The organism is Psychrobacter sp., assembly GCF_036731945.1.
Classification (GTDB): domain Bacteria; phylum Pseudomonadota; class Gammaproteobacteria; order Pseudomonadales; family Moraxellaceae; genus Psychrobacter.
Genome location: NZ_DAINDI010000065.1, coordinates 1 through 4004 on the forward strand (window position 1 = coordinate 1; position 4004 = coordinate 4004).

General features: G+C 44.7%; 1 protein-coding gene. It reads right to left on the reverse strand.

Annotation, left to right across the window (positions count from 1 at the left end):
- Nucleotides 1–2898 (reverse strand): Rne/Rng family ribonuclease (locus V7D75_RS11865; RefSeq protein WP_333614725.1); only part of this gene is annotated, 2898 nt, incomplete at its 3' end.
- Between the last annotated feature and the right edge of the window lie 1106 nt (nucleotides 2899–4004).

The following is a 4004-nucleotide window of genomic DNA, read 5'->3' on the forward strand; positions in this document are numbered from 1 at the left end:
TTGCGTACTAATTTTTGGACTACTATCAACCGTTTCACCAATACTTTTGGCAGGTTGGTCGTTAGTACCTTGCTTATCAGTACTTTGCTCCTCAGTTTTAGGCTGCTCAAGATTTTTCGGACGGCTGTCTTCTTGAGGCGCTTTTTCTGACTCAGCTTTATCGCTCACTTTGTCTGAATTTTGCTTTTCAGAAAGCTGTTTTTCAGTGCTTTGTTTTTCAGACTCTAGGCGTGCTGCTATAGCCGACTTGCTGTCATCTAAAGACAAGTGCACAACTTCTGGCGACTTGAGCTCCGTAGCCGCTTCATTGACCTGTAATACCACTTCATTAGGGTCTTGGTTGCGGCGGGTACCTGTCTGATTTTTGTCATTGCTATGACTGGTCTCTTTATTGCTTTGCTCGTTATTCGCACTTAACGTCTCACCGCGCTCAATTTTGCCGCGTGAGGAGCGCTGGCTATTTGATTTACGCTTGGCACGCTTTTGCTCATCTGTGGTATTAGCGTCTTTACTAGCAGCGTCATTGTGCTCTCTATTGCTATTGTCATGTCCATTACGACCGCTGTCTTGACGGTTGTTACGATTACGGTCGTTGGTGCGTCGACTATCATGCTGACGTTTATCTTGATTATCAGCCTGCTTGTCGTCAGTGCCGGTTGAGTGGCTGTCTTCTACGTTATTGCTAGCAGCATTACCATTGGACTCATCTGACTGCTCTTTTCTTTGACGCGTTTTAGAAGGTCTTGATTTACGCGGCTTACGTCTTCTTCTATCTTCAGCGTCGTTGTTATCATCGGTGTTGCTATTAGCGGCTTGCTGACGATTAGTATTCGGCTGTTGCTCAGTGCTTTGCTGATTGCTCGACGTTTGCGGCGCTGCTGCGGCTTGAGTGTTGGCGGCTAAGGCGCTGTTATCGATTTGTCCAAACGAGCCAAGGCTTTGAGCGCCAGTATTTACCAGTGCTTCAATGGCTTCGGCGGCATCACGGCTATTGACTTTAGGCGTCGTCGATGCTTGCGGCGCTTGGGCAAATAGGTTGGATAACCAAGCGACTGCTTGCGGTTGGGCAGCAGTCGCGTTATTGTTTTGTGAAGCTACTGGCGCCGCGGTAGTCGCAACAGTTGGCGCGTTTTGTGACTGAGTTTGTGATTGAGTTTGTGGTTGCGGCGCACGTGCTGGTGCAGCATTGCTGCCATTAGCATTAGCATTGCTACGATGGTCATTGCTATGACTGGTCGAGCTTTGCTGCTGACTGTTGGCACGAGGAGTCGATTGACTGTTTTTATTGCTGCCATTATCAGCTACTTGACGTGGCTGACGCGTCGGCTGCTGCTCAGGGCGCGCTGAATCAGCGGTCTGCCAATCGACGTTATAACCTAAGTCGCTGTGCTCTTGCTGCTGGGTATCAGTGATACGCTCATAGCTCGATGGTGCAAAACCATCACGATTAAAATGCAGCTTAAAGTTTGGCGATTCTAAATGCGCGTGCGGCAAAATCGTGATACGCGTACCGCTGTCTTGCTCCAAATAAACCAAGCTATCGCGTTTTTCGTTTAGCAAGAAAGCGGCGATGTCAGTTGGCACTTCAGCTTGTACTTCACCTTGACGTTCTTTTAGGGCGATTTGTTCAATCTGACGCATAATCGACAGTGATAACGAGCGCAAATCACGAATCATGCCATTGCCATGACAACGCGGGCAGATATAACCGGTCGACTCTTCTAATGATGGACGCAAGCGCTGACGGCTCATTTCCATTAGACCAAATTTAGAAATATCACCAAACTGTACACGCGCGCGGTCATATTTGGTCGCATCAACCAGACGTTTTTCTACTTCCTTTTGATGCTTATTGTCATTCATGTCAATGAAGTCAATAACAATCAAACCGCCCATATCGCGCAGACGTAGCTGGCGAGCTATCTCATCGGCTGCTTCTAGATTGGTATGATAAGCAGTTTCAGCAACATCTGAGCCTTTGGTTGATTTTGCTGAGTTGATATCGATAGAAACTAAGGCTTCAGTTTGGTCAATAACGATTGAGCCACCTGATGGCAAGCGAACTTCACGCTGATAAGCCGTTTCAATCTGCTTTTCGATATTAAAGCGCGAAAACATCGGCTCATAATCGGTATATTTGCGTAATTTTTCTGCTTGTTTTGGCATCACGGCATCGATAAAACCGGCCGCTTCAATATAAGCGTTTTCGTTATCAATCCAAATCTCGCTAATATCATCGCGTAGATAATCACGCACGGCACGGGTGACGACGCCCGCTTCTTGGTGTACCAAACGCGGAGACGGATATTTTTGATTTTGTTCTTGGATGGCTTGCCAGATATTGAGCAAGTGATTTAAATCGTGTTGCAAATCTTCTTGGGTTTTACCAATGCCAGCCGTACGAATGATGACACTCATGCCTTTCGGCAAATCAAGATTACCAAGCATGCGTTTCATATCTTCGCGCAATTTGCCCGAGATTTGACGCGAAATACCGCCGCCACGAGGATTGTTTGGCATCAACACCAAATAACGCCCTGCCAAAGAAACATACGTTGATAAAGCCGCACCTTTATTGCCGCGCTCTTCTTTTTCGACTTGGACGATAAGCTCATCGCCTTCTTTGATCAATTTTTTGATGTTTTCATCGCGTGGATTGCCGCTTAGATATTCAGCAGAGATTTCACGAATCGGCAAAAAGCCCTGACGCTGTGAGCCATATTCGACAAACACCGCTTCAAGCGATGGCTCGACGCGGGTGACGTGACCTTTATAAATGTTGGATTTTTTTTGCTCGCGGGTACGGTTTTCTAAATCGAAATCGTAAAGATGATTACCTTTACAAAGGGCAACGCGAATTTCTTCGTTTTGAGTAGCGTTGATTAAAATGCGTTTCATGTTTGAATCCTATGAGTACGCATAACAACGACAGGGCAGGCTTTCGGGCAAGGGAGCAAGTGCGGTTAAGGGTAAATTAACCTGAGTAGATGTTAATGAGCGGTAGAACGTAAAGCAGAAATAACGGCAAGCACATGAGCTTTTCGTCACTGCTGTTAACCTAAAATGCATTAGCCATTTATCCTGCTAATGTCGGTAACGTTCGTATAGACAAGGTAGGGTGTAAAGCTACTATCTATATCATATTATGAGTAGGCTTGGTCTAACGATTAAGGCACGCGCGGGTTTGTGGTCTTTTTGACAGCCATTTATCCAGATTTAATTCGCACACCTTGTAAGGGTGTCGATGGATAAGGACTGAGATTTAAGAGGTCACAATTACCAAAAAAGCATCGTGTTGTCACAATTAATCAATCAAGGTCTAGCAATCATATCGCTGTTAATAAAGAACTGTTTTATCGGTAAATGCTAGTGCATAAAACAGTACCGTGCAGCGGTTATCCTTTTAGGTAAAGCAATTGGTCATTCTTTATTTATCGTTCTTTTGGCTATCACGTCAAAAATATCTGGGGTAACTCAAAGCTAGGTGGCGCTGCTCTAATCATCAGCGGGGCGTACTTGGCAAACAGAATAAATGACCGGCTTATCGGCGCGGTGTCTCTTGTCTATCCTACTTCGCGTGCTCTGTTTGACCACCAATACTCAGGCAGCTATCGATAATCAATCAATGATGCTCGATTCTGGCTCTAAGCGACCCATACTTGCTCAACTGTGCGCTAAAGGACTGGCTGATAATTAGTTATGCGTGATAAATAATTATCAAAATAAGTCGTGGTTAGGCGGTAGTGAGTAAATGTTATGTTGTTATCGCGCGATAAAATGGTTATTAGCCAATTTATCGAAGCGATGTCGTTTAATATCAGCGTGTTTTATCTTGATAAAAAACTATATTACTAAAAAACGTTGTACTAAAAATTTTGGGTACTGATACATTCTATATATAGATGATTATCAGCGTTGTTCTTACAATTTATGGGGCATTATAGGGTATATCAAGGGATATAACACCCTTAAAATCAGATGAAACGCACAAGTTTGGCAACCTT